Here is a 21,336-nt window from a genome sequence, read left to right as displayed (position 1 = left end):
AGGAACACCCCATGACCACCGCAACGACCCCCACCCGCGCCCCCAGCCGCCGCAGCCGCACCCTGGGCGCCGGGCCCCTCACCGGCGAATGGTGCGTCGGCGTGCTCGACAGCGGGCCGGCCGGCGAGCCGGTCGTCGCCAGCGGCGGCCTGCGGCTGCGCGCTGCGCGTGCCGCCAGCTGCCTGCTCGAACCCGCTGCAGGCGACAGCGTGGCCTGCCTGCGCATCGCGCCCGATGAGGTCTGGATCATGGCCGTGCTGCAGCGCGAGGAAGGCACCGCCAACGTCGTCAGCTGCCCGGGCGGCCTGCGCATCGCCGCGCCCGACGGCGCGCTCGAACTCGACGCCGCGCGCATCGGCCTGCGCGCGCAGGACTGCGAGGTGTCCGCGCAGCGGCTGCGCGTGGGCGTCGACACGGCGGACGTCGTGGGCCGGCAGCTCGGCGTGGCGGCCACCGGCCTGAAGCTCGTGGGCTCGCTCCTGTCCTCGGTGATGGACCGTGTCCAGCACTACAGCAAGAACTACCTGCGCACCACCGACGGCATCGACCGCGTGGCCGCCACGCACGTCGAGTGCGAGGCCACGCAGCTGCTGCGTCTGGAGGGCGAGCACACGCTGGTGAACGGCCGCGAGCTCATCAAGGCGCGCGGCGCGCAGATCCATTTCGGCTGAAGCCGGCACACGAAGGAGGCACGCGATGTTTGCCAACTGCCAGCTGATGGGCACCGACATGGGCTTTCCCGATGTCTGCATCACGCCCGCCGCGCCGTCGCCGATTCCGGTGCCGTACCCCAACATCGCGATGGGGCCGATGGCCATTCCGAACTGCCCGACGATCCTCGTGATGGGCGCGCCGGCGCACAACCTGGGCACCACCATCCCGATGACCAACGGCGACAACCCCGGCGTGCTGCTGGGCGTGGCCTCGGGTACCGTGATGGGGCCGAGTCGGCATCTCACGGGCGCCTTCACCGTGCTGTGGATGGGCATGCCGGCCACGCGGCTCACCAGCACCTCGCTGCAGAACAGCACCAACTGCCCCGGCGTGCGCACCGTGCCGAGCCAGCCACTGGTGCTGCTGCTGGCGCCGTGAGGCCGCGAAGGCGCGCATGCGGCATACCTCTTAAGGCGAGATTGCCAACCGGCCCCACGGAATGAATACTCCTTGCGAGATTGCACGGGCGCAGCCGCCATCGGGGGCCGATTCATGATCCATATCGCTGTCATCACCCGGCAAGGCATGCCGGCCGGACCGTCCATCGCCGCGGACTTCGGACCCGGCGGCGGCACCATCGGCCGCGCCGACACCAACGCGCTGGTGCTTGACGACCCCGACCGCACCGTCTCGCGCGTGCATGCGCAGGTGCTGTGCCGCGACGGGCAGTACTTCATCGTCGATCGCGGCAGCAACGCGATGCAATGCAATGGCGTGTCGCTGGGCGCGGGCAAGGAAGCGGCGCTGACGGACGGCGCACGCCTCGTCATCGGCAGCTTCGAACTCTCGGTGCGCGTGATGGCGGCTGCGGCGGCACCACGCGCACCGGTCATCCCCAACACCGTGATGTCGGCGCCGGCCGCTGCGCCTGCCGCCAGCAGTGACGATCCGTTCGCCGACCTGCTCGCGGGACTCGGGTCGCCGGCCGCTCCCGCGCCGGCGCCTGCTGCGGCCCGCGCCGCCGCCGCGCCCGCCGAGTCGCTGCTCTTTCCCGACCCCATGGCCAGCGGCTCGCGCAATGCGCAGGCCGACCAGGTCGACCCGTTCGCGAACCTGCTGGGCCCCACGCCGTCGGCCGCGCCCTCTGCCGGGCTCGGCGCGCTCGACGATTTTTCGGACCTGGGCGCGCCGCCCGCGCACGGCAAGGCCGCGAGCATCGACGACCTGTTCGGCGGGTCGCCGGGCGCCGGCGGCATCGGCGGCGATCCGCTCGCGCTGTCGCCGCTGGCCGATCCGCTGCTGCAGCCCAACACCGCGTCGGACGCCGACCCGCTGGCCGCACTGCAGCGCGCGGCGCCCGCCACGCCGGTGCCGCGCTCCGATCATCTGCCGATCGACCAGTTCGGCTTCGAGCCGCCGAAGGCCATCACGCCGCCACCGCCGCCGCCGCCCCCTGCGCCCGCGCCAGCACCCGTGGCCCCGCTCGCGAAGTTCGACGACGTGACCGGCCAGCCGATCCGCATCAGCGGGCCCGAGAACGCCGGCCGCGTGGCCGAGCCGCCGCCCCCTCCGCCACCGCCGCCGCCCGTGCATGTCGCGCCGCCGGCAACGCCAGCAGCCACACCATCCGCACGCACCGCCTCCGACGACGAACTGCTCGCCGCCTTCCTGCGCGGCCTCGCCAGCACGCACCAGCCGCCCGAGATGCTCACGCCCGGCCTCATGGAGCGCATCGGCGCGATGCTGCGTACGTCCACCGAAGGCACGCTGCAGCTGCTGCTCACGCGCCAGGAGTTCAAGCGCGAGGTGCGCGCCGAGGTCACGATGATCGCGTCGCAAGCCAACAACCCGCTCAAGTTCTCGCCCACGGTCGAGGTCGCGCTGGCGCACCTGCTGGGCCCCGGCGTGCGCGGCTTCATGCCGCCCGAGGCCGCGATGCGCGACGCCTTCGACGACCTGCGCGCGCACCAGTTCGGCGTGATGGTGGGCATGCGCGCGGCGCTGGCCCATGTCATCGGGCGCTTCGAGCCGGCCGAGCTCGAGAAGAAGATCAGCGCGAAGACCGCGCTCGACGCGCTCTTTGCCGCCAACCGCAAGGCCAAGCTCTGGGACCAGTTCGTGGCGCTGTACGGCGGCATCGCGAGCGAGGCCGAGGACGACTTCCACAGCCTCTTCGGCAAGGCCTTCCTCGCGGCCTACGAAGAGCAGATGGCGCGCCTGAAGTCGGACACCTGAAGACCACCAGAACAACCCCAGCACTCGCGAGGCACCCCGCTTGGAAATCGAAATCGTCACGCTCTCCCGGCAGGGCGGGCGCACCTACAACGAGGACGTGCACGGCCACTGGCACGACGAGCGCTACGTCGCCTGCCTGGTGGCCGACGGCGCGGGCGGCCACGGCGGCGGCGACGTGGCGGCGGCCACGGTGCGCGCCAGCGTGCTCGGCGGCTTCTCGGGCGCGCCCTCGCTGGACGAGGCCGCGCTGCGCGCGCTGATCGAGCGCGCCAACCTGGACGTGGTGGCGCGCCAGGCCGAAGGCGGCAAGCTCGCCGGCATGCGCTCCACGGTGGTGTTCGCGGTGATCGACCTGGAGCGCGAGGTGCTGGCCTGGGTGCACAGCGGCGACAGCCGCGCCTACCTGTTCCGCGGCGGCGCCATCGTGGCGCGCACCACCGACCACAGCCTGGTGCAGCAGATGGTGGCGGGCGGCATGCTCGACGAGGAGGGCGCGCGCCTGCATCCGCAGCGCAACATGCTGCTGTCGGCGCTCGGTTCGATCGAGGAGGCGCCCGACATCGCGGTGTCCGACCGCATGCGCCTCTTGCCCGGCGACGTGCTGCTCTTGTGCAGCGACGGCGTGTGGGAGCCGCTGGGCGACGAGTGCCTGGTCGACACGCTGCACGCGTCGCGCACGCCCAGCCAGTGGACCGAGCTGCTCGACGCGCAGATCAAGGCCAACGCCAAGCCGGGCCACGACAACTACACGGCGCTCACGCTGTGGGTGATCGAGGACGCCGACGACGACCTGACGCGGCTGCTGCCCGAGAACGTCGCGTCGACAACGGACCCCTGAGCGCAGCCTGCCTCGCGACGAGGCGGTGCCATCCCTCAAGCAAAACGCCCATCCGATGGATGGGCGTTTTGCTTGGGGCCGCTGAGACTGTTCAGCTGTACTTGCTGGCCTTCTTCTTGACTTTCTTCAGCGCGCTGCGCAGCAACGCGGGCATGTCTTCCCGGTTCGGCAGGTTGCTGTAGTTGTCGATGTTCTGCTCTTCGCAGCTGTTGGCACAGCCGTTGTTCAGCAGGTCGAGCGCGTAGCGCGTCTTGCTGATCGTGCTGGACGCACCGGGCTCGCGGAAGGGATCGAAGATGCCGTCCGGCAGGACCTTGCGCCCGCGCGCGATCGCCTGTTCCTGGAAGTGCGTGATGTGCTTCTGCGTGACCGGCCCGTAGTAGCCGTCCACCACGATCACCTCGGTCGCGCCGGGGGGCGGGTCGAAGTCGTGGTTGAAGCCCAGCAGCTCGTAGTAGAAGATCTTGAACAGGGCCTGCACCAGCATCACGTCTTCACGCGTGTTGGAGCCGATCCGTCCGACCGACCAATCGGCGTTGTAGGTCGTGTGCAGCTTGCCGCTGGTACCGATGAGTGTGGTGCTGAATGCCATGGCATTGCTCCGGTGAGGACACGGGCAGGGACCGGCCCCGGCACCGTGCGGTGCCTGGGGCGGACGGGGCTGGCGGGTCCGTCGCCCGTCAGCGGGTTTCGGTGGTGGCCACGTTCCAGCCGAACTTCACCTCGCCGCCGCCGGCGCCCTTGTCGTCCTGGCCCTTGTAGGCGAACTCGATGTCCTTGAAGCTGCAGGACACCTGCTCGTGCACGTCGCCGCCCTGTGCGCCGCCGGGGCCCACGCTGGAGATGAAGACTTCCTTGAGCGTGACCTTCAGGTACTCCTGCTGGCCTTCGCCCGACTTGCGGCAGGTCATGACCATGTCCTTGAAGTGCTTGCCGCTCACGCAGTTCTTGGCGAGCACGGGCGATGCCTTGTCGTAGACGTGCGTGAAGTTGAATTCACCCGGCGTGGCCTTGCCCTTGCCCGAACCGCCGCCCGATCCCGCGCCCGATGCGTTGCTCACGTTCCAGGACCACGACGAAATCTCGATCTCGTCCTTGTGGTCCTTGTGAGAAGACTCGCCCTTGACGCCGTCGAGCTTGATGTGAAAGTCAGATGACATGTTCCTACTCCTTGGAACCCGATTGCATTCGGGCGGTTGATGATCGAAACGAAAAAAATGGCTGCCGGCGGTGGGAGAAAAGTTCCGATGCCCGGCAGCTACTCATAGAACGAAACGGAACCCGGAATTCAAGAAGAATCCGCAGATTTTTTTCAACCGGCCCCCTTGGCCGTCGGCAGCTTGGACACCAGCCGCAGCGAGACCGTGAGGCCTTCGAGCTGGTAGTGCGGGCGCAGGAAGAACTTGGACGTGTAGTAGCCCGGGTTGCCCTCGACTTCCTCCACGATCACCTCGGCGGCGGCCAGCGGCTTCTGGGCCTTGGTGGTTTCCGACGAGTTGGCGGGGTCGCCGTCCACGTAGTTCATGATCCATTTGTTGAGCCAGCGCTGCATGTCCTCGCGCTCCTTGAAGCTGCCGACCTTGTCGCGCACGATGCACTTCAGGTAGTGCGCAAAGCGGTTGCAGGCAAAGAGGTAAGGCAGGCGCGCCGCCAGGTTGGCGTTGGCCGTGGCGTCGGGGTCGTCGTACTCGGCCGGCTTGTTCAGCGACTGGGCGCCGATGAAGGCCGCGAAGTCGGAGTTCTTGCGGTGGATCATCGACAGCAGGCCGGCCTTCGAGAGCTCGGCCTCGCGCCGGTCGCTGATGGCGATCTCGGTGGGGCACTTCTGGTCCACGCCGCCGTCGTCGCTGGGGAAGGTGTGCAGCGGCAGGTTTTCCACCGCGCCGCCCGACTCGATGCCGCGGATGCGCGAACCCCAGCCGTACAGCTTGTACGAGCGGTTGATGTTGGTCGCCATCGCATAGGCGGCATTGGCCCAGGCGTACTTGCTGTGGTCGGCGCCGGCGGTGTCTTCCTCGAAGTCGAACTCTTCCACCGGGTTGGTGTTGGCGCCGTAGGGCGTGCGCGCCAGAAAGCGCGGCATGCACATGCCCAGGTACTTGGAGTCGTCCGACTCGCGCAGCGAGCGCCAGCCGGCGTACTCGGGCGTGGAGAAGATCTTGGTCAGGTCGCGCGGGTTGGCCAGCTCCTGCCACGACTCCATCTGCATGAGGTTGGGGCTCGCGCCGGTGATGAAGGGCGCATGGGCCGAGGCGGCGATCTTGGCCATCTCGCCGAGCATCTCGACGTCGGGCGGGCTCTGGTCGAAGTGGTAGTCGCCCACCAGCGCGCCGAAGGGCTCGCCGCCGAACTGGCCGTACTCCTCCTCGTAGATCTTCTTGAACATCGGGCTCTGGTCCCAGGCCGCGCCCTTGAACTTCTTGAGGTTCTTGGCCAGCTCCTGCTTGGAGATGTCCATCACCCGGATCTTCAGGTTCTCGTCGGTCTCGGTGTTGTTCACCATGTAGTGCAGGCCGCGCCACGCACTCTCGAGCTTCTGGTAGTCGGGGTGGTGGATGATCTTGTTCACCTGGTCGGTGAGCTTGGCGTCGATCGCGGCGATCATGGCCTGGATCGACTTGGTCACGTCCTTGCCGATGACGGTGCTGTTGCTCAGCGCCTGCTGCGCCAGCGTGAGCACGGCGGCTTCGACGGCGCTCTTGGCTTCGTCGCTGCGCGGCTTGAATTCTTTCTGCAGCAGCGACGAAAAGTCGCTTCCCGCGTACGCAACGTCTTTCAGTGCGCTCTGCTCGAGTGCGTCGGCCATGATGGTTTCTCCTCGTGTACCGGTGTGTGTCTGTCAGGAATCGGGGGCGGGCTCAGGCGGCGGCTTCGCCGTCCCCGGGCTTCTTGCTGGCGGCCAGCGTCTGCAGCAGGGCGGGGTCTTCGAGCACCTTGGCCAGCAGGTCTTCGGCGCCGCCCTTGCCGTCCATGTAGGTCACGAGGTTCGACAGCTGCGTGCGTGCTTCGAGCAGCTTGTTGAGCGCGCCCACCTTGCGGGCCACGGCGGCGGGCGAGAAGTCGTCCATGCTGTCGAAGGTGAGCTCGACCTTGAGGTCGCCCTCGCCGGTGAGCGAGTTCTCGACCGCGAAGGCGGCGCGCGGCTTCATGGCCTTCATGCGGGCGTCGAAGTTGTCGACGTCGAACTCGAGGAACTTGCGATCGACCACGGGCGCGAGCGGGTCGGCGGGCTTGCCCGACAGGTCCGCCAGCACGCCCATCACGAAGGGCAACTGGATCTTTTTCTCGGCGCCGTAGAGCTCCACGTCGTATTCGATCTGGACCCGGGGCGCGCGGTTGCGTGCGATGAATTTCTGACTGCTCTTGGCCATGGCGATGCTCCTTGCGGGAATGAAAGGGGACGGGTGGAAACGGCGGCGGTCATTCGGACTGGCGTTTGCCCGTCACGGTCTCGATGGTGTCCATCGCGTTGGGCGCGAGGTTGGCCATGATGTCCAGGAAGCTCACGCCGATGAGCTTCTTGGCGCGTTCGATCAGGAGCGGCGCGGGGTTGCCGGGCTCGGCCTGTTCGAGGTAGCGGATGACGCGGTCGAGCATCTGCACCGCGTCCTGGCGGTTCTGGATCTCGCCGCGTGGCGCGGCCGGTCGGGCTGCGTTGCCGGCCGGGGCGTCGCCGCCTTCGGCTGCACCCTCGTCGGCCGATGCTTCCGGTGCGCCGGCCGCCGCCGTGCAGGCCTTGGCGACCGCGCGCGACACGGTGCGCAGCGTGCCCAGGTCCACCGCATCGGTGCGGCCGGTGCGCTCGCCCAGCAGCTTCTGCAGGCGATCGAGCAGCGCGGGAAGGCCGATGGCGGCCTGCAGTTGTTCGGGGTGTGCGGCGTGCAGGGCCTCGAGCCCGCCATGCACCTGCGCGGGCGAATACGAGGCCTCGCCGCCGACGGCGTTGAGCACGCCGTGCGCAATGGCGATGTCGCGCACGCGGATCGGACCCACGCCGGGCGCGTTGCCCACCGAGGCGTCGTACAGGTCGCGCGGCACCATGCTGTCGTCGCTCAGCGGCGCGAGCGCGTTCAGGCGCATGGTGGGGTCGTTGTCGTCGTCCGCATCCAGCTTTGGATGTATGCCGTCCCAGAAGGTGTCGAGCAGCGAGGTGAGCAATTGCAGGCCCGCCGTGAAACCGGCCACGCCCTGCAGGCGCGTTGCGGCGCGCAGCAGCAGCACGGCGGCGCGCACGTCCTTGCTGCGGCGCAGCTGCGCATCGGCGCGTTCGGCCACGTCGCGCCAGTCGGGTTCGACGGCGGGGATCACGGTGTCGCCGAACTGCTGCTCGGCCTTGCCTTGCGCCGCAGTCGTGAGGGCCATGAAGTCCGCGTCGTACTCCAGGTCGTCCCCGCAAGGCGAGGCCTCGCCGATGGGCGTGAGCAGTGCGTCGACGAGTTGGGGAGTCAGCATGTTGCCTGTTCGAGTTCGCTGGTGATAATCAAAGATGCGTCAGGACCGGTCAATGCAACGAAGGGAATAGCATGCGCACGCTGGGTACACACCATTCGTCCTATGAGGGCCTCCTTGCTGTCGCATCGCGACGCCGTATCGCAGCCCTTGGCCTTGCTGCAGCGGGTCTTCTGATGGCGGGCTGCGCGAGCAAACCGGTGGTCACGCCGGTGTCGATCACGCTCACGGCCGGCGCCGATGCCAACCCCGATGCGCGCGGGCGCGCCTCGCCGCTCACGGTGCGCGTCTACGCGCTCAAGACGCCGGGGCCCTTCGAAGGCGCCGACTTCTTCTCGCTGTTCGAGAAAGACCAGGCCACGCTCGGCGCCGAACTGGTGCAGCGCGAAGAAATGCTGCTGCGCCCCGGCGAGAGCAAAAAGCTCGACCTCACCCTGCCGGCCGATGCCAAGGCGATCGGCGTGATGGCCGCGTTCCGCGACCTCGACCGCGCGCGCTGGCGCGAGGTGCGCGCGGTCACCCCGGGCCAGGCGCAGGTGCTCAACGTGACCTTCGGCGCGCGCCAGATCCGCGTGGACGCTGCGGCCAAGTAGCGCCAGCTGCACGGCGGCCTCAGCGCAGTTCCGCCGGTACCGTGGGCGCAAAGCGCCCGGGCCGCACCAGCGGCTGGTCCGCCGGCAGGAAGCGGCCGAACAGGTCGCTCACGAACGCGGCGCCCGTGCCGTTCTCCGACGCCGTCGCCGTGAGGTACAGCCCGCGCCAGCGCGGCGCGCGCACCCCTTTGCCGTGCCCCTCGAACAGCCCCTGCGCCACCTGCCGCAAGGCCGGCTGCAAGGTGCGCACGCTCTCCACGAAGCCATGCAGCGCGAGCCGCCCCGCGGGACCCGGCTGCTCGCGCAGCAGGGCCATGCGCAGGCCGTGCAGCTGCGCCACGAGCGGATCGAACAGCGCATCGAGCCGGTCGGCGGCGCGCGCTGCGTGCGCCGCGAACGGGTGCTCCACGCGGTGGCCGAGCGCCTGCGCGAGCACCTCGGGCGGCAGCGCGGCGCGCAGCGTGGCGTAGCCCTTCAGGCCTTCGAGGCCTGTCACGACGAGGTAGACCGGCAGCTGCAGGCGCAGCGTGTCGCTGGCCTCGTCGAGCAGGCGGCGCATGTTCGCGGTGGCGCGCTTGCGCAGGGCCGGGTCGCCGTACAGCAGGTCGCCGGCCGCCACGCACACCACCACGCCATGCAGCGGCAGGCGTTCGCGCCGCTCGGCAAGCGCCAGCAGCGACTGCAGCCAGAGCCCGCGCGCGGGCGCCGTGCCGGCCTGGTCGCCGATGGCGTCGGGATGCAGCTCGATGGCCGTCAGCGCGCCGGTGGTCCACCAGCGCCACCAGGGCGTGCCGGGTGCCTCGTTCGCGGGCGGCGCCACGCATTCGGCGCGGGCGGCCGAGAGCAGCCCCGGCAGCCCGGTGGCCGGGCCGCCGATGAAGAGGAACCACGGCGCCGTCGCGCGCGTGCGCGGCGCCTGCCGCAGCGAGGTGCGCGCCTGCGCCATGGCCTCCTTCAGCGCATCGACGGCGGCGTGGTCGGCGGGCGCGCCGAGGGCGTCGACGCGCCGCAGCAGGCCTCGTCGCCGCGCGCCGCGGCCGGCGTCGCGCACGGCGGCGTACAGCAGCGCCAGGCCGGCGAGGCAGACCGCGAGCAGCGGCCAGAACAGGTGCACGGGTGACAGCGTGTCGAACATGGTGGGGAAGGGCGAGGTCAGCGCGCCACGGTTTCGAGGGAGATGAAGTCGGCGATCAGCCGTTCGCTGTTCCTGCTGGCCGCCAGCGCCTCGCGCAGGCGCAGCAGGTAGGCCGAGGCCATCTCGTACGGCGGGCGGTCGGAGGTTTCGCTGAACGGCATCGGCGCCGACAGCACGGTGATCAGCACGTTGCCGAAGGGCGGGCTCACGAGCCAGCTCGAGGGGATGTCGGACCCGAGTTCCAGCGACTCGCCCGCGCGCAGCCGCGTCGGGGCCGGCCCGGTGTTCAGGTGCATCACGGAACCATCGGCGGTGTAGTAGTCGACCCAGATGTAGCTCTCGTGGCGCGGCGCCACCACCTGCACGCGCACCGCGTCGCCCTCGCGCAGCCGGCCGTCGCGCGCGGACGGCGCACTCACGCTCAGCCCGTGGCTCTTCTGGCGGTTGCGCGCCTGCGAGGGCTTGAGGATGGCGAACACCTCGCAGTGCGGCCACACGCGCAGCCCGATGTCGAACTGTGGCGCGCGCACGCCGGGAATGGCCGCGACGTCCTCCGCCACCTTGAGCAGGTCGTCGCGCTGCGAGACGAAGCCGGTCACGCGCGGGCGGCCGTCGGGGTCGATCGAGGCCTCGAGGTCGGCGCAGGCGTAGCTGGCGAGTTGCCGGTCGATGCGCTGCGTGAGCGCCGTGCCGGCGGCCGGCGGCCCCGCCAGCCAGTGCCACAGCAGGAAAAGCGCGGGCACGAGCACGGCCAGCGCGGTGCCGGCGCGCAGCACGGTGCGGTCGCGCCGCCGCATGTCGGCCGGGCCGCGCGGGTCGGGCACGCCGTAGGGCTGGGGCGTGATGTGGTCCTGCGCGAGGCTGCCGAGTTCGAGCGGCGGCGGCTGCAGCTGCCGGCCGTGCAGGTCCTTCAGCTTGCCGAGCTCGCCCTCGTCGCCCGACTCGAAGTAGTACTGGCCCTTGAAGCCGTGCGCCAGCGCGTGCCAGTAGACCTCGCGCACCGCGTGATCCTGCGCGCCGAGGGCCGAGAGGTGGTGGAAGAACTCGCTGTGCGCGTTGTTGGAGTTGAACAGCTGCACCTGCAGCGGCGCCGCGCCGTCCACCGCGTCGGGGTGGCGGGCCAGGATCTCGTCGAGCCACGCGACCATGGCAAAGGCGGCCGATTCGATCTGTGTGGCGGTGGCGCCCGCCACGTCGGCGTCGGCGCGTGCGATGTCCAGCAGGCGCAGGGCCTCGCGCTGGGCGTCGCCGTGGGTGAGGGTGGGGTGGCCGGCCGCGATCGATGCGTCCAGGCCGAGACCGAAGGCAATGAAGGGCGAGAAGCAGTCGAGCAGGCGGGCCATGAGGGATGCCCGCTTCTCAAGCGTGCATTGCGAAGCATGCCTTGCACCGGCGTCTGCAGCGATCGCACATGCCCATGTCCCCGGTCGTTGGAGTGGGCGTTCATTTTTTCAACGGGCCCACGGGGCCGCCATACCGCTTGGGGTCTATGCCGTTGGTGGGGCGCGGCGGCCTTGCTGGACGGGGCAATCGCCGTTATCTTCGCAGTCGCAGAAGAATCCAATGCACATTGACGTTGGGACACTGGGGTATGCCATGAAAATTCTGATCGCCGACGACCACCGGCTCGTCATCGAGGCGGTCAAAGCCAAGTTGTCGGAGCTGGGAGCTGGCATCGAGTTCGTCCTGGCGCTGAGCGTCGACGAACTGCTTGCCGGCGCGACCGACGATCTCGACCTGGCCCTGATCGACCTCAACATGCCCGGTGCGGACGGGCAGGCCCACATCGACGAGATCCGGCGACGACACCCGGCCGTGCCCGTGATCGTGCTGTCGGGCTACGAAGACCCGTCCATCATGCGCAGCGCGCTCGAACGCGGCGTGCTCGGCTTCATTCCCAAGGCCTACTCGCCCGACGTCATGCTGTCGGCGGTGCGCCTGGTGCTGGCGGGCGGCGTGTACGTGCCGCCGATGATGCTCACGGCGCTGCCGCCGGGCATCGTGGCCGGCGTGTCGCCGTCGTCTGCCGCGGCGGGCGAACCTTTTGCGCGCGGTGGCGGCAACGGCGGTGGCGGCACCCAGACCCTCGAACACCTGCGCAGCGTGCTCACCGAGCGGCAGGTCGAGGTGCTGCAGCTGCTGTCGCAAGGCAAGCCGAACAAGCTGATCGGGCGCAGCCTGGGCATCAGCGAAGGCACGGTGAAGATCCACCTGGCCGCCATCTTCCGCGCGCTCAACGTGCGCAACCGCACCGAGGCGGTGGTGGCGGCGCAGGCGCTGACGGAAGCGCAGCAGGCCTGAAGACGCGCCTCAGTCGGCGAGCGCCGACGCCGGGCGGCGCATGAAGCCGCGCGCGGGCACGATCCATTCGACGATCTGATCCGTTTCGGGCGCGGGCGTCGTTGCGTCCTCCGTGAACAGCATGCGCTCCTCGGCCAGCAGGAAACGCTGCGCGCCCAGCACCTGGAGCGTGGCGCCGCCGAGGTCCAGGGCCTGCGGCGCAGCGTCCGCCGACAACACCCATCGCACCGGTCCGGGCGCCGCCGCCCGCAGCGCGGCTTCGTGCGCCGCATCGCCGGGCACGCGGCTGATCAGCGCCCAGCCTTCGGTGCCGCCGATTACGAAACTGTTGAGGCCGCTGTCGTGCACGACGCGCACCACGCGCGCGGACAGCGGTGTGACCAGGCCCGCTTCGAGCGCATAGCGGCCGCCGCCCTGGCCGTCGGGATCGAGGTGCCCGATCTCGTCGTAGGCGGGCTCTTCCATGTTCACCGGGCGTCGGCCCTTGGGACCGTCGGCCAGGCGCGGCATGGTCAGCGGAATGCGGCGCAGTGCGCGCGCATGGGCCATGAAGTCGTCGACGCGGGCGAAGGTGGCCAGGTGCTCGAGCACGCGCCGCGTCACGTTCAGCAGCTTGAGGCCGCGTTCGGGGCTGACCGCGTCGGCGGGCTTCAGCCACAGGTGTTCGACAGTCTCGCGGCCGTCGGGGCGCACGTCCTGGCCGGCGGGCATCGCGGCGGCGAAGAAGCGCGTGTCGAAGCGGCGCGGCATGCCGGGCGGCGTCAGCCAGTGGCTGAAGTACGCGATGCGGTCGACGGCAAGGCACCAGCCGCGCTCGGCGCACAGCGCGAGCAGGGCGTCGGTGCTGCGTTCGGCGGCGGCGCGCATCGCGTCGAGTTCGCCCGAGGTGAGCGAGAGCAGCTCGACCGGCCGGCCCTGCGCATCGTTCGCGAGCAGCAGTCCGGCTTCTTCGAAGCATTCGCGGATCGCGGCTGCGTGGAAGTCGAGCCCGCCTTCGGGCAGGCCCAGCCGCGCACTCGCGGCGGCGTCGTCCAGGCCTGTGCACAGCGGGTGCAGCAGGCGGTCGTGCGCATCGACCATGCCGCCCGGAAAGACGCTGGCGCCGCTGTTCTGGTCGTTGGCTTTTTCGGCCCGCCGCAGCATCAGCACTTCGAGGCCTTCGGGACCGTCGCGCAGCACGACGAGCGTGGCGGCGGTGCGGATGGGGCGAGGGGCGGAGGGCGAGGGCGTCGTGGGGGTCATGGGCGCCTATTTTGCGGCCGGGGGAGAATGCGTGCCTCGCGCATCCTCCACTTACTTTGCTCTCCGGGAGCCGCCTGTTTTGGACACTCTTCGCACCGATCTCTCCCGCTTCGACGCTGCCATCGTCGACCTCGATGGCACCATGGTCGACACGCTCGGCGACTTTGCCGAGGCCCTGAACCGCATGCTGCGCGACCTCGACCTGCCGCCGGTGCTGCCTGCCGCCATCGAGCGCATGGTGGGCAAGGGCTCGGAGCACCTGATCCTGTCGGCGCTGGCGCACGTGGGCGCGCCGGCCCCGGCGGCGCTGTTCGATCGAGCGTGGGAGCGCTACCAGCACCACTACCTCGAGATCAACGGCCGCCATTCGGCCGCGTACCCCGGCGTGGTCGAAGGTCTGAAGGCGCTGCGTGCGCGCGGGCTGCGGCTGGCCTGCCTCACGAACAAGCCGACGGCGTTCGCCAAGCCGCTGCTGGCCGCGAAGGGGCTCGACGGCTTCTTCGAGCAGGTGTTCGGTGGCGATGCTTTCGAGCGCAAGAAGCCCGACCCGCTGCCGCTGCTGAAGACCTGCGAGGCGCTGGGCACGGTGCCGTCGCGCACGCTGATGGTCGGCGACTCGAGCAACGACGCACGTGCCGCGCGCGCCGCCGGCTGCCCCGTGGTGCTCGTCACCTACGGCTACAACCACGGCGAGCCGGTGCGCGGCGTGGATGCGGACGGGTTCGTGGATTCGCTGGCCGACCTCGCGACGGCCTGAAGGGCTGTCTGGCTCTTACTGTTTTCCGAGCAGCGCGTCCTTCAGCTTCCAGTCGGCCGGGTTCGGGCCGAGCCAGATGCGCATCAGCGCATTGAAGAACGCGACCTCCTTCACCGGATCGGGCTGCGGCACGCCGCGCACCGTGATCAGCGTGCCCGTGCCGGGCACCCAGTCGATGGTGAAGGTGTCGCCGGCCTTGAGCTGTTTCTGGTCCGCGAACATCTGGCCCATGCGCAGCAGCCCGGGGATCAGGTTGACCATCTCGCTCTTGGGCGAGTTGTCTTCCACGCCCTTCACGAAGAGCTTGCCGAGTTCGTTGGCATCGATGTCGCGCAGCATCGTGATCGCCACGCGCTTGGGGCCCGGCACGGCCAGCGCCTCTTCGGTGGTCGAGGCCTTCTTGCCCAGGTACAGGCCGGCCGTGTAGACCTTGATGATGGTCTTGTAGCGGATGCCTGCGCCGTTCAGCACCAACGGGGCGCCGCGCAGATCCATCTGGTCTTCGAGCTTGACGCCGGCCACGTCGACCTGCGCCGCCGAGGCGCCGGTACAGAGCACACAGGAGAGAACAGCGAGCGCCGCGAGGCGGGAGAACACGGCCGGAAGCGAGGGTGCGAGCAAGTGAGTCTCCTTGAATTTGCGAACGGTCGTGCGAATGTATCTTTTTGTTTTATGTCGCAGGCTCCGGGGGAACCCTGAAGCCAGCGGTTGCACAAGGCCTCGTTTTCGTGGGCTAAACTCAGCGCTCCATGTTCGTTCATCACATCATTCAAACAGGTGAAGGCAGCCGGGGAGCCTGGCCCTGGCGTCGCCATACATCGCTGACTGTTTGATTGCGCGGCGCACGCCGTGCGCCCGCGGTTCCGAGCCGGCACGCATGCCGGCACCGGGCCACTCTCGTGAATGACCTTGCCACCGGCCAAAGGAGCGTCGGCAGGCAACTGGAGAACGATCCGTGATCACCGAACTTGAATTCAAGAGCCTCAGCGCCCAGGGCTACAACCGCATCCCGCTGATGGCCGAGGCCTTTGCCGACCTCGAAACCCCGCTTTCCCTCTACCTGAAACTCGCCCATTCGCAGGGCGGCGGCAAGCACAGCTTCCTGCTCGAATCGGTGGTGGGGGGCGAGCGCTTCGGGCGCTACAGCTTCATCGGCCTGCCGGCGCGCACCTTGCTGCGCGCCAGCGGCTTCGGCGACGAGGCCGTCACCGAAGTCGTGACCGACGGCCAGGTCGTCGAGACCGCCAAGGGCAACCCGCTGGACTTCGTGGCCGACTACCAGAAGCGCTTCAAGGTCGCGCTGCGGCCCGGCCTGCCGCGCTTCTGTGGCGGCCTGGCCGGCTACTTCGGCTACGACACCGTGCGCCACATCGAGCGCAAGCTCGAAAAAAGCTGCCCGCCCGACACGCTGGGCTGCCCCGACATCCTGCTGCTGCAGTGCGAAGAACTCGCGGTCATCGACAACCTGTCGGGCAAGCTCTACCTCATCGTCTACGCCGATCCGAAGCAGCCCGAGGCCTATGCCGTGGGCAAGCGCCGCCTGCGCGAGCTCAAGGACAAGCTCAAGTACTCGGTGAGCGCGCCCGTCGTGAAGCCCACGCAGGCGCATCCGCCCGAGCGCAGCTTCGCCAAGGCCGACTACCTTGCGGCCGTGGAGCGCGCCAAGGAGATGATCGCCGCCGGCGACTTCATGCAGGTGCAGGTGGGCCAGCGCATCAGCAAGCGCTACACCGAATCGCCGCTGTCGCTGTACCGCGCGCTGCGTTCGCTGAACCCGTCGCCCTACATGTACTACTACAACCTGGGCGACTTCCACGTGGTGGGCGCCTCGCCCGAGATCCTGGTGCGCCAGGAGAACACGGGCGACGGCGAGCAGAAGATCACCATCCGCCCGCTGGCTGGCACGCGCCCGCGCGGCGCCTCGATCGAACTCGACAAGGCGGCCGAGGTGGAACTCATCAACGACCCGAAGGAGCGCGCCGAGCACGTGATGCTGATCGACCTGGCGCGCAACGACATCGGCCGCATCGCCAAGACCGGCACCGTGAAGGTGACCGAGGCCTTCGCGGTGGAGCGCTACAGCCACGTGATGCACATCGTGAGCAACGTCGAAGGCACGCTGAAGGACGGCATGACCGCCATCGACGTGCTCAAGGCCACGTTCCCCGCCGGCACGCTGACCGGCGCGCCCAAGGTGCATGCGATGGAACTCATTGACCAGCTGGAGCCCACCAAGCGCGGCCTCTACGGCGGCGCCTGCGGCTACATCAGCTACGCGGGCGACATGGACGTGGCCATCGCGATCCGCACCGGCATCGTGAAGGACCAGATGCTGCACGTGCAGGCCGCGGCCGGCGTGGTGGCCGACTCGGTGCCCGAGCTGGAGTGGAAGGAAACAGAAGCCAAGGCGCGCGCACTGCTGCGTGCCGCCGAACTGGTCGAGGAAGGCCTGGAATGAGCAACGCACCGGACATCCAGAACGACTTCTCGCACGAGATCATCGGCGCCGCCGTCGAGGTGCAACGCGTGCTCGGCACGGGGCTCGATGAGGGCGCCTACGTTGCAGCGCTGGCCATCGAACTCGCCGAACGCGAGATCGGCTTTGCGCGCGACGTGGCGCTGTCGGCCAGCTACAAGGGCCGGTCGCTAGGCGAGGTGTACCGCGCGGGCTTCGTGATCGAGCAGTCGGTCATCGTCGAGCTGCGCGCCGTCGACGTGCTGACCGACCTGCACCGCGCGCAGGTGCTCGCCGCACTGCGCCTGTCGGGCCTCAAGCTGGGCCTGCTGATCAACTTCAACGTGTTCCCCGTCGTCAAGGGCGTGCACCGGATTGTGAGCAAGCCATGAAACTGCTGATGATCGACAACTACGATTCGTTCACCTACAACATCGTCCAGTACTTCGGCGAGCTGGGGGCGGACGTGCAGGTGCACCGCAACGACGAGATCACCGTCGAGCAGATTGGCGCGCTGATTGCTTCGGGCGTGACGCGGCTGGTGGTGTCGCCGGGTCCGTGTTCGCCGGCCGAGGCGGGCGTGTCGGTGGCGGCCATCGAGGCCTTCGCGGGCAAGCTGCCGATCCTGGGCGTGTGCCTGGGCCACCAGGCGATCGGTGCGGCCTTCGGCGGCAAGATCGTGCGCGCGCAGCAGCTCATGCATGGCAAGACCAGCGAGATCACGACCACGCAAGAGGGCGTGTTCGCGGGGCTGCCGCAGAAATTCATCGTCAACCGGTACCACTCGCTTTCGATCGAACGCGAGAGCTGCCCGAAAGAACTGGCTGTCACCGCCTGGACCGACGACGGCGAGATCATGGGCGTGCGGCACACCGGCTTTGCGCACGACGTGCGCATCGAAGGCGTGCAGTTCCATCCCGAATCCATCCTGACGGAGCACGGCCACGCCATGCTCAAGAACTTCCTGGACTGACCCACCATGACCGAACGCACTCCCATCGTCGACCTGCGCAGCGACACCGTCACGCGGCCCACGCCCGCGATGCGCGAGGCCATGGCGGCAGCGCCGCTGGGCGACGACGTCTTCGGCACCGACCCGAGCGTCAATGCGCTGCAGGAGAAGATCGCCGCGCTGCTGGGCTTCGAGGCGGCGCTGTTCGTGCCCACCGGCACGCAGAGCAACCTGTGCGCGATCCTGTCGCACTGCGGCCGCGGCGACGAGTACATCGTCGGCCAGCAGGCGCACGCCTACCGCTGGGAAGGCGGCGGCGCCGCGGTGTTCGGCAGCGTGCAGCCGCAGCCGCTGGACCACGCGCCCGACGGCACGCTGCCGCTCGCGCAGATCGAGGCGGCCATCAAGCCCGATGACGCGCACTTTGCGCGCACGAAGCTGCTGGCGCTGGAGAACACGCTGGGCGGCAAGTTGCTGCCCTTCGAGTACGTGCAGGCCGCGACCGACCTGGCGAAAAGCAAGGGGCTGCAGCGGCACCTGGATGGCGCGCGGCTTTTCAATGCCGCCACCGCGCAGGCCGCGCTGAACAAGCGCAGCGACATCCGCACCGAAGCCCGCCGCATCGCGCAGTGCTTTGACAGCGTGTCGGTGTGCTTCAGCAAGGGCCTGGGCGCACCCATCGGCTCGACGCTGGTCGGTTCGCGCGAGTTCATCGCGCGCGCCCACCGCATCCGCAAGATGGCGGGCGGCGGCATGCGGCAGGCCGGCCTGCTGGCGGCCGCGGCCTCGCACGCGCTCGACCACCACATCGACCGCCTGGCCGACGACCATGCGCTGGCGCAGCGCCTCGCACAGGGGCTCGAGGGCATCGAAGGCCTGAAGGTCGAGGCACCGGACACGAACATCGTGTTCGTCGATCTCATGGGGGCGGCGCAGGCGCGTTCTGCGGCGCTGCTTGCCAGCCTCAATGAGCAGGGCATCCTCGCGACCGGGCTGTACCGCCTGCGCTTCGTGACGCACCTGGATGTCGATGCCGCGGGCGTCGACCGCGCCGTCGCGGCGATCCGCGGCTTCTTCAAGGCTTGAGGCCTGTCGATACGCACACACCGAGGAGACCCTTCATGATCACCCCCCAGGAAGCGCTGCAGCGCACCATCGAACACCGCGAAGTCTTCCACGACGAGATGCTGCACATCGTGCGGCTCATCATGAGCGGCGAGTGCTCGCCCGTGATGATGGCCGCGCTGATCACCGGCCTGCGCGTGAAGAAGGAAACCATCGGCGAGATCACCGCCGCCGCGCAGGTGATGCGCGAGGTGTCGACCAAGGTGCCCGTGGCCGACACCACGAACCTCGTGGACATCGTCGGCACCGGCGGCGACGGCTCGCACACCTTCAACATCTCGACCTGCTCGATGTTCGTCGCGGCCGCGGCCGGCGCCAAGGTGAGCAAGCATGGCGGGCGCAGCGTGTCGAGCAAGTCGGGCAGTGCCGACGTGCTGGAGTCGCTGGGCGTCAACATCAACCTCAAGCCCGAGCAGATCGCGCAGTGCATCGCGCAGGTCGGCATCGGCTTCATGTTCGCGCCGAACCACCATCCCGCGATGAAGAACGTCGCGCCGGTGCGCAAGGAACTCGGCATCAAGACGATCTTCAACATCCTCGGCCCGCTGACCAATCCGGCCGGCGCGCCGAACATCCTGATGGGCGTGTTCCACCCCGACCTCGTGGGCATCCAGGTGCGCGCGCTGCAGCGCCTCGGTGCCGAGCATGCGCTGGTGGTCTACGGGCGCGACGGCATGGACGAGATCTCGCTGGGCGCGGCCACCATGATCGGTGAGCTCAAGGACGGCGAGATCCGCGAGTACGAACTGCACCCGGAAGACTTCGGCTTCCAGATGGCGAGCAACCGTTCGCTGCGCGTCGAGACGCCCGAGCAGTCGAAGGCCATGCTGATCGGCGTGCTGGACAACCAGGCCGGCCCGGCGCTGGACATCGTGCTCCTCAACGCGGGCGCGGCGCTGTACGCGGCCAACGTGGTCGACTCGGTGCCGGCGGGCGTGGAGCGCTCGCGCCAGGCGATTGCGTCCGGTGCGGCCAAGGCCAAGCTCGCCGAGCTGGTCGCGGCCTCCACCTCCTTCTGAGAATCAGGCCGTCGTGCCACCGAAAGCAGAGCAAGCCATGTCAGACATTCTCGACAAGATCGTCGCCGTCAAACGCCAGGAAGTTGCCGCCGCGCTGAAGCGCGCCCCGCTCGAGGCCGTGCGCTTCGACGCCGAAAGCCGCGTGCTCACGCGCGACTTCGAGGCCGCGTTGCGCGCCAAGATCGCGGCCGGCCAGGCGGCGGTGATCGCCGAGGTCAAGAAGGCCAGCCCGAGCAAGGGCGTGCTGCGCGAAGACTTCATTCCGGCCGACATCGCGCAAAGCTATGCCGAGGGCGACGGCGTGGTCAGCGCGGCCTGCCTCTCGGTGCTGACCGACAAGCAGTTCTTCCAGGGCGGCGTCGACTACCTCAAGCAGGCGCGCGCCTCGTGCGACCTGCCCGTGCTGCGCAAGGATTTCATCGTCGACGCCTACCAGGTGTACGAGTCGCGCGCGATGGGTGCCGACGCGATCCTGCTGATCGCCGCCTGCCTCGACGACGCGCAGATGAAGGACTACGAAGCCATCGCGCGCGGGCTGGGCATGGCGGTGCTGGTCGAGGTGCACGACGCGGCCGAACTCGATCGCGCGCTGAAGCTCAAGACGCCGCTCATCGGCGTCAACAACCGCAACCTGCGCAACTTCGAGGTGTCGATCCAGGCCACCATCGATTTGCTGCCGAAGCTGCCGGCCGATCGCCTGCCGGTGACCGAATCGGGCATCGCCACGCGCGAGGACGTCGCCACGCTGCGCGGCGCGGGCGTCAACGCCTTCCTCGTCGGCGAAGCCTTCATGCGCGCCAAGGAACCCGGCGAGGCACTCGCCGCATTGTTCAAATGACGCGGCCGGACCAGCTGTCGAGCAGCGATCCTGCCGACTGGCCGGTGGCGCCGGGCTGGCAGCCGCTGGTCGACGATTTCTTCGCCAGCGCGGTCGGCCAGAAGCTGCAGGGTTTCCTGCGCGAGCGCCTCGACGCCGGGGCGGTGATCTTTCCGCCGCAGCCGCTGCGGGCGCTGGAACTCACGCCGCCGGAAGACGTGCGGGTGGTGATCCTGGGCCAGGACCCGTACCACGGGCGCGGGCAGGCCGAGGGGCTGGCCTTCTCGGTAGCGTCGGGCGTGGCCCTGCCGCCATCGCTGCGCAACATCTTCAAGGAGCTCCAGCGCGACCTGGGCACGCCGCCGCCGGCGTTTCCGAGCCCGGGCGGCAGTCTCGTGAAGTGGGCGACGCACGGCGTGCTGCTGCTCAACACCTGTCTGACGGTCGAGGAAGCCCAGCCGGCCAGCCATGCAGGCCGCGGCTGGGAGGTGCTGACCGACGCCGTGATTCGCCATGTGGCGCAGGGCGAGCGACCTGTTGTTTTTATGCTATGGGGCTCGCACGCGCAAAGTAAGCGTGCGTTGATCGACGTTGGGCGCCATAAGGTGCTGATGTCGAACCATCCCTCGCCGCTTTCTGCGCTCCGGCCGCCGGTTCCGTTCATCGGCTGCGGTCATTTTGGCCAAGCCCGTGCATGGCGTGAGGCGCAGCAGTCGGGAGGCTCCGAACTTCGCTCATAATCAGAGGCTTCACACCTCGAGCAG

The 21,336-nt window shown here is 69.1% G+C and carries 23 protein-coding genes; 14 read left to right on the top strand and 9 right to left on the bottom strand.

Features of this window, described 5'->3' with window-relative positions:
* Window positions 1–11: 11 nt before the first annotated feature.
* From ACAM52_RS25405 to ACAM52_RS25390, 4 genes are all read left to right on the top strand, one after another.
* Window positions 12–671: a DUF3540 domain-containing protein gene (locus tag ACAM52_RS25405; protein WP_369644887.1), complete on the top strand. Its 660-nt coding sequence runs from the start codon at window positions 12–14 to the stop codon at window positions 669–671.
* A 25-nt stretch (window positions 672–696) separates the two neighbouring features.
* On the top strand, window positions 697–1,092 hold the full coding sequence (locus ACAM52_RS25400) for a DUF4150 domain-containing protein (protein ID WP_354346551.1): 396 nt from the start codon (window positions 697–699) through the stop codon (window positions 1,090–1,092).
* 114 nt (window positions 1,093–1,206) lie between these two features.
* Window positions 1,207–2,889, top strand: a complete 1,683-nt coding sequence (gene tagH, locus ACAM52_RS25395; protein ID WP_369644886.1) for a type VI secretion system-associated FHA domain protein TagH — start codon at window positions 1,207–1,209, stop codon at window positions 2,887–2,889.
* Window positions 2,890–2,929: 40 nt separating this feature from the next.
* Window positions 2,930–3,727 (top strand): PP2C family serine/threonine-protein phosphatase, encoded by a 798-nt coding sequence (locus ACAM52_RS25390; protein ID WP_369644885.1) that lies wholly within the window; start codon window positions 2,930–2,932, stop codon window positions 3,725–3,727.
* 91 nt (window positions 3,728–3,818) lie between these two features.
* Here the strand turns inward: ACAM52_RS25390 and ACAM52_RS25385 are convergent, their stop codons facing one another.
* From ACAM52_RS25385 to tssA, 5 genes are all read right to left on the bottom strand, one after another.
* Window positions 3,819–4,319: a peptidoglycan-binding protein gene (locus ACAM52_RS25385; protein ID WP_369644884.1), complete on the bottom strand. Its 501-nt coding sequence runs from the start codon at window positions 4,317–4,319 to the stop codon at window positions 3,819–3,821.
* Window positions 4,320–4,407: 88 nt separating this feature from the next.
* The gene (locus tag ACAM52_RS25380) at window positions 4,408–4,887 is read right to left on the bottom strand and encodes a type VI secretion system tube protein Hcp (protein WP_070063886.1); all 480 of its coding nucleotides are present in this window, start codon (window positions 4,885–4,887) and stop codon (window positions 4,408–4,410) included.
* Window positions 4,888–5,039: 152 nt separating this feature from the next.
* A complete protein-coding gene (tssC, locus tag ACAM52_RS25375; RefSeq protein ID WP_062482199.1) occupies window positions 5,040–6,533 on the bottom strand; it encodes a type VI secretion system contractile sheath large subunit in 1,494 nt (497 codons plus the stop codon).
* Window positions 6,534–6,585: 52 nt separating this feature from the next.
* Window positions 6,586–7,098: a type VI secretion system contractile sheath small subunit gene (gene tssB, locus ACAM52_RS25370; protein WP_062482197.1), complete on the bottom strand. Its 513-nt coding sequence runs from the start codon at window positions 7,096–7,098 to the stop codon at window positions 6,586–6,588.
* A gap of 49 nt (window positions 7,099–7,147) precedes the next feature.
* Window positions 7,148–8,179 (bottom strand): type VI secretion system protein TssA, encoded by a 1,032-nt coding sequence (tssA, locus tag ACAM52_RS25365; RefSeq protein ID WP_369644883.1) that lies wholly within the window; start codon window positions 8,177–8,179, stop codon window positions 7,148–7,150.
* Window positions 8,180–8,352: 173 nt separating this feature from the next.
* Here tssA and tssJ point away from each other — a divergent pair, with 173 nt between their 5' ends.
* Window positions 8,353–8,769, top strand: coding sequence for a type VI secretion system lipoprotein TssJ (tssJ, locus tag ACAM52_RS25360; RefSeq protein ID WP_254668066.1), 417 nt, complete (start codon window positions 8,353–8,355; stop codon window positions 8,767–8,769).
* Between the two features lie 19 nt (window positions 8,770–8,788).
* On the opposite strand, the gene ACAM52_RS25355 is transcribed toward tssJ, so the two are convergent.
* Window positions 8,789–9,904, bottom strand: a complete 1,116-nt coding sequence (locus tag ACAM52_RS25355) for a type VI secretion system protein (RefSeq protein WP_139701552.1) — start codon at window positions 9,902–9,904, stop codon at window positions 8,789–8,791.
* Window positions 9,905–9,921: 17 nt separating this feature from the next.
* Window positions 9,922–11,247 carry a DotU family type IV/VI secretion system protein gene (locus ACAM52_RS25350; RefSeq protein WP_369644882.1) on the bottom strand — a complete coding sequence of 442 codons (1,326 nt, stop codon included), beginning with the start codon at window positions 11,245–11,247 and terminating at the stop codon, window positions 9,922–9,924.
* A 253-nt stretch (window positions 11,248–11,500) separates the two neighbouring features.
* On the opposite strand from ACAM52_RS25350, the gene ACAM52_RS25345 reads away from it, so the two are divergent.
* The gene (locus tag ACAM52_RS25345; protein WP_070063891.1) at window positions 11,501–12,205 is read left to right on the top strand and encodes a response regulator transcription factor; all 705 of its coding nucleotides are present in this window, start codon (window positions 11,501–11,503) and stop codon (window positions 12,203–12,205) included.
* 9 nt (window positions 12,206–12,214) lie between these two features.
* On the opposite strand, the gene ACAM52_RS25340 is transcribed toward ACAM52_RS25345, so the two are convergent.
* Window positions 12,215–13,447, bottom strand: a complete 1,233-nt coding sequence (locus ACAM52_RS25340) for an NUDIX domain-containing protein (RefSeq protein ID WP_369644881.1) — start codon at window positions 13,445–13,447, stop codon at window positions 12,215–12,217.
* A gap of 79 nt (window positions 13,448–13,526) precedes the next feature.
* On the opposite strand from ACAM52_RS25340, the gene ACAM52_RS25335 reads away from it, so the two are divergent.
* Complete coding sequence (locus ACAM52_RS25335) at window positions 13,527–14,204, top strand: phosphoglycolate phosphatase (protein ID WP_369644880.1); 678 nt, start codon at window positions 13,527–13,529, stop codon at window positions 14,202–14,204.
* Window positions 14,205–14,219: 15 nt separating this feature from the next.
* Here ACAM52_RS25335 and ACAM52_RS25330 read toward each other — a convergent pair whose 3' ends face one another.
* On the bottom strand, window positions 14,220–14,825 hold the full coding sequence (locus tag ACAM52_RS25330) for a chalcone isomerase family protein (protein ID WP_369644879.1): 606 nt from the start codon (window positions 14,823–14,825) through the stop codon (window positions 14,220–14,222).
* Window positions 14,826–15,159: 334 nt separating this feature from the next.
* Between ACAM52_RS25330 and trpE the strand changes: the two genes are divergently transcribed.
* The 7 genes from trpE to ACAM52_RS25295 are packed head-to-tail and all read left to right on the top strand — an operon-like array spanning window position 15,160 to window position 21,312.
* Window positions 15,160–16,662: an anthranilate synthase component I gene (gene trpE, locus ACAM52_RS25325; protein WP_095743421.1), complete on the top strand. Its 1,503-nt coding sequence runs from the start codon at window positions 15,160–15,162 to the stop codon at window positions 16,660–16,662.
* Window positions 16,659–17,051 carry a GxxExxY protein gene (locus ACAM52_RS25320; RefSeq protein WP_354346571.1) on the top strand — a complete coding sequence of 131 codons (393 nt, stop codon included), beginning with the start codon at window positions 16,659–16,661 and terminating at the stop codon, window positions 17,049–17,051. The genes trpE and ACAM52_RS25320 overlap by 4 nt, the downstream gene beginning before the upstream one ends.
* The gene (locus ACAM52_RS25315) at window positions 17,048–17,632 is read left to right on the top strand and encodes an aminodeoxychorismate/anthranilate synthase component II (RefSeq protein WP_070063896.1); all 585 of its coding nucleotides are present in this window, start codon (window positions 17,048–17,050) and stop codon (window positions 17,630–17,632) included. The genes ACAM52_RS25320 and ACAM52_RS25315 overlap by 4 nt, the downstream gene beginning before the upstream one ends.
* A gap of 6 nt (window positions 17,633–17,638) precedes the next feature.
* Entirely contained in the window at window positions 17,639–18,697 is a 1,059-nt protein-coding gene (gene ltaE / locus ACAM52_RS25310; protein WP_369644878.1) for a low-specificity L-threonine aldolase, read from the top strand.
* Between the two features lie 35 nt (window positions 18,698–18,732).
* Window positions 18,733–19,755, top strand: a complete 1,023-nt coding sequence (gene trpD / locus ACAM52_RS25305) for an anthranilate phosphoribosyltransferase (protein ID WP_369644877.1) — start codon at window positions 18,733–18,735, stop codon at window positions 19,753–19,755.
* Between the two features lie 37 nt (window positions 19,756–19,792).
* On the top strand, window positions 19,793–20,593 hold the full coding sequence (gene trpC, locus ACAM52_RS25300) for an indole-3-glycerol phosphate synthase TrpC (protein WP_369644876.1): 801 nt from the start codon (window positions 19,793–19,795) through the stop codon (window positions 20,591–20,593).
* Window positions 20,590–21,312 (top strand): uracil-DNA glycosylase, encoded by a 723-nt coding sequence (locus ACAM52_RS25295; RefSeq protein WP_369644875.1) that lies wholly within the window; start codon window positions 20,590–20,592, stop codon window positions 21,310–21,312. Before trpC ends, ACAM52_RS25295 begins: the two co-directional genes overlap by 4 nt.
* Window positions 21,313–21,336: the final 24 nt, after the last annotated feature.

It is taken from the genome of Variovorax sp. V118 (assembly GCF_041154445.1).
In the GTDB taxonomy this organism is placed as follows: Bacteria; Pseudomonadota; Gammaproteobacteria; order Burkholderiales; family Burkholderiaceae_C; genus Variovorax; species Variovorax boronicumulans.
Note: the sequence above shows the minus strand (reverse complement) of the source record. Positions and strands in the feature narration are given on the sequence as shown.

Coding starts and splice junctions, on each gene's coding strand:
- ACAM52_RS25405 (WP_369644887.1), top strand. CDS start 12: ATGACCACCGCAACGACCCCCACCCGCGCCCCCAGCCGCCGCAGCCGC.
- ACAM52_RS25400 (WP_354346551.1), top strand. CDS start 697: ATGTTTGCCAACTGCCAGCTGATGGGCACCGACATGGGCTTTCCCGAT.
- tagH (WP_369644886.1), top strand. CDS start 1,207: ATGATCCATATCGCTGTCATCACCCGGCAAGGCATGCCGGCCGGACCG.
- ACAM52_RS25385 (WP_369644884.1), bottom strand. CDS start 4,319: ATGGCATTCAGCACCACACTCATCGGTACCAGCGGCAAGCTGCACACG.
- ACAM52_RS25380 (WP_070063886.1), bottom strand. CDS start 4,887: ATGTCATCTGACTTTCACATCAAGCTCGACGGCGTCAAGGGCGAGTCT.
- tssC (WP_062482199.1), bottom strand. CDS start 6,533: ATGGCCGACGCACTCGAGCAGAGCGCACTGAAAGACGTTGCGTACGCG.
- tssB (WP_062482197.1), bottom strand. CDS start 7,098: ATGGCCAAGAGCAGTCAGAAATTCATCGCACGCAACCGCGCGCCCCGG.
- tssA (WP_369644883.1), bottom strand. CDS start 8,179: ATGCTGACTCCCCAACTCGTCGACGCACTGCTCACGCCCATCGGCGAG.
- tssJ (WP_254668066.1), top strand. CDS start 8,353: ATGGCGGGCTGCGCGAGCAAACCGGTGGTCACGCCGGTGTCGATCACG.
- ACAM52_RS25355 (WP_139701552.1), bottom strand. CDS start 9,904: ATGTTCGACACGCTGTCACCCGTGCACCTGTTCTGGCCGCTGCTCGCG.
- ACAM52_RS25350 (WP_369644882.1), bottom strand. CDS start 11,247: ATGGCCCGCCTGCTCGACTGCTTCTCGCCCTTCATTGCCTTCGGTCTC.
- ACAM52_RS25345 (WP_070063891.1), top strand. CDS start 11,501: ATGAAAATTCTGATCGCCGACGACCACCGGCTCGTCATCGAGGCGGTC.
- ACAM52_RS25340 (WP_369644881.1), bottom strand. CDS start 13,447: ATGACCCCCACGACGCCCTCGCCCTCCGCCCCTCGCCCCATCCGCACC.
- ACAM52_RS25320 (WP_354346571.1), top strand. CDS start 16,659: ATGAGCAACGCACCGGACATCCAGAACGACTTCTCGCACGAGATCATC.
- ACAM52_RS25315 (WP_070063896.1), top strand. CDS start 17,048: ATGAAACTGCTGATGATCGACAACTACGATTCGTTCACCTACAACATC.
- ltaE (WP_369644878.1), top strand. CDS start 17,639: ATGACCGAACGCACTCCCATCGTCGACCTGCGCAGCGACACCGTCACG.
- trpD (WP_369644877.1), top strand. CDS start 18,733: ATGATCACCCCCCAGGAAGCGCTGCAGCGCACCATCGAACACCGCGAA.
- trpC (WP_369644876.1), top strand. CDS start 19,793: ATGTCAGACATTCTCGACAAGATCGTCGCCGTCAAACGCCAGGAAGTT.
- ACAM52_RS25295 (WP_369644875.1), top strand. CDS start 20,590: ATGACGCGGCCGGACCAGCTGTCGAGCAGCGATCCTGCCGACTGGCCG.